Genomic DNA, 2,133 nt, shown 5'->3' with positions numbered 1-2,133 from the left:
AGGATCCGGCAGGCGCCGGCGCATCTCGAACCGCCCGGCGACGGACCGGTCCTGCTCTTGCTGGGGTTGCATCTCGACTGGTATCGGCCATCCTTGCGCCAAGTCAAATCTAGCAGACCCGGGGCCGGAATCAAAAGCGCCCGGCTTTTGGCCGGGCGCTCCTCGTCCCCACTTCAAGGGAAATGGTCAGGCGCCGCGCATCAAGCAGCCGCCGGCAAGCACGATGAAAGCAATAAGAACAATCCACACCGATGCGAGTGGAATGAACGCAAGAACGCCAAGCGCGGCGAGTGCGCCGATGATGGCGATAACAACGGAAATGATAAAAACGATCTGCGTAGGTGCGCTAAGATTCATGTGTGGCTCCTCCTACATGATTCGAACAGCGGCATTCTATCAGGGCGCGTGATCACACACCAATCAGGGCGCGCAGCGGGTTCGCCGGGTCGGCCAGCAGCTTCACAGCAAGCGCCAGGCACACGATCACCAGCAGCGGCTTGATCAGTTTCGCGCCGATGCGCATGGCCAGGCTGGCGCCGACGCGGGCGCCGATGAACTGGGCAACGCCCATCATCAGGCCAATCTTCCAGTAGACGACGCCGAAGGCCGCGAAGACGATGAAGCCGCCGATGTTGGAGGCGAAGTTGAGCAGCTTGGTATGCGCCGTCGCCTTGAGCACGCCATAGCCGGCAAGCGCCACGAAGGCCAGCATGTAGAAGGAGCCTGCGCCCGGTCCAAACAGGCCATCGTAGAAGCCGATCGCGGGCACAAGGATCAGTCCGAATAGGAAGGGCGACAGCCGCTCGGCGCGATCGATGTCGTTCATGTTGGGCTTAAACGCGAAGTAGAGCGCGATGGCGATCAGCACGATGGGCAGGGCAGCCCGCAGAATGTCACCCGGCACGATCGTCGCCAGCAAGGCGCCGATGGCGCTTCCGACAAGGGCCAGAAGCGCCGACGGCAATTGCCGGCGGAGGTCCACATGACCCTTCGATGCGTAGTGGATGGTCGCCGAGCCCGAGCCGAACATGCCTTGCAGTTTGTTGGTGGCGAGCGCCTGGACCGGCGTGAAGCCGGCAAGCAGCAGCGCCGGCACGGTGATCAGCCCGCCGCCGCCGGCGATCGAATCGACAAAGCCCGCGGCAAAGGCGGCGAAGGCGAGCATGGCGACGGTCTGGATGCTAAGGTCGATCATCTGATGTATGGCGGTGTCCGGCCGGCTGAAATATCGGGCGTTCGACCACGGCCGCCCTGTTTGCGCAAGGTCGATTCCGCGCTACCTCTATCCAAGCGCATCGCGCTTGGATTTGTATTTGTGTGGTTAACCCGGAAAGAGGCTCCTGATGGCATTCGCATTGCTGGACCAGATACGTCAGATATTCGACGGCGACCCGGGTGTGCGCAAGGTGGCGGACGATCCGGTCCTGTCGGCGGAACTGCTGATGTTGTTTCGCATGATCCTGGCCGACGGGTCTGTCAGCGAGAGCGAGATGGTTGTCTTCCGGCGCATCTGCAAGGACGCCTTCGGCATTGCGGAAAGCAGTATCGACAGCGTCATCGAATATCTCAACGAGTTCGGCTACGAGACCAACGGCTCGCAGGCGATTGCACTGTTCCGCGACCTCGATGTCGAGCGGCGCCGGCAATTGGCCAAACATATGGCGGAGATCGCCAAGGCGGATTCGCAACTTGCCGAGAGCGAGATGCGCCTTCTGCGCCGCACGCTCGACCTGCTCGACATCAGCCCGGTCGATGTGGTGAAGCCGCAGGAGTGATTGGACGCCTTCTCTCCTGATCAGCCTTGCTCTCGCAGCCGCTTCGCGATTGCCCGGTGCAAGTCAGGAGCGGCGGTGACAAGCGCCTTGGCAGCCTCGGACTGCGGGTGGTCGAGCACCGCGTTCGTCTTGCCGCGCTCGACGATCTTGCCGTCATGCATGACCAGCACCTCGTCCGTGATGGCGCGGGCGACGGTCAAATCATGGGTGATGAAGAGATAGGCGATGCCGAGCTTCTGGTTGAGCTCGGCGAACAAATCGAGGATTTGGGCGCGGATCGAGACGTCGAGCGCCGAAACCGGTTCGTCGGCGACGACCAGCTTGGGGCGGGGGATGACGGCGCGGGCGCTCGACAGGC

At 62.4% G+C, this 2,133-nt stretch carries 3 protein-coding genes and 1 pseudogene; 1 reads left to right on the top strand and 3 read right to left on the bottom strand.

Annotation, left to right across the window (positions count from 1 at the left end; translation table 11 throughout):
* Window positions 1-186 precede the first annotated feature (186 nt).
* Both EN893_RS30550 and EN893_RS30545 read right to left on the bottom strand, forming a co-directional pair.
* Window positions 187-357: a hypothetical protein gene (locus EN893_RS30550; protein WP_127268806.1), complete on the bottom strand. Its 171-nt coding sequence runs from the start codon at window positions 355-357 to the stop codon at window positions 187-189.
* Between the two features lie 52 nt (window positions 358-409).
* Complete coding sequence (locus EN893_RS30545) at window positions 410-1,195, bottom strand: TSUP family transporter (RefSeq protein ID WP_127268807.1); 786 nt, start codon at window positions 1,193-1,195, stop codon at window positions 410-412.
* Between the two features lie 148 nt (window positions 1,196-1,343).
* On the opposite strand from EN893_RS30545, the gene EN893_RS30540 reads away from it, so the two are divergent.
* Window positions 1,344-1,775 carry a TerB family tellurite resistance protein gene (locus tag EN893_RS30540; RefSeq protein ID WP_127268808.1) on the top strand — a complete coding sequence of 144 codons (432 nt, stop codon included), beginning with the start codon at window positions 1,344-1,346 and terminating at the stop codon, window positions 1,773-1,775.
* A gap of 20 nt (window positions 1,776-1,795) precedes the next feature.
* Here EN893_RS30540 and EN893_RS30535 read toward each other — a convergent pair.
* Window positions 1,796-2,133, bottom strand: a pseudogene (locus tag EN893_RS30535) (microcin ABC transporter ATP-binding protein); the annotation flags it as partial.

It is taken from the genome of Mesorhizobium sp. M7A.F.Ca.CA.004.04.2.1, assembly GCF_004022825.1.
Lineage (GTDB): Bacteria > Pseudomonadota > Alphaproteobacteria > Rhizobiales > Rhizobiaceae > Mesorhizobium.
This window is presented reverse-complemented; position numbering and strand designations above follow the sequence as displayed.

Excerpts from the sequence above, each read along its gene's own strand:
- EN893_RS30550 (WP_127268806.1), bottom strand. The coding sequence starts at position 357 with ATGAATCTTAGCGCACCTACGCAGATCGTTTTTATCATTTCCGTTGTT.
- EN893_RS30545 (WP_127268807.1), bottom strand. The coding sequence starts at position 1,195 with ATGATCGACCTTAGCATCCAGACCGTCGCCATGCTCGCCTTCGCCGCC.
- EN893_RS30540 (WP_127268808.1), top strand. The coding sequence starts at position 1,344 with ATGGCATTCGCATTGCTGGACCAGATACGTCAGATATTCGACGGCGAC.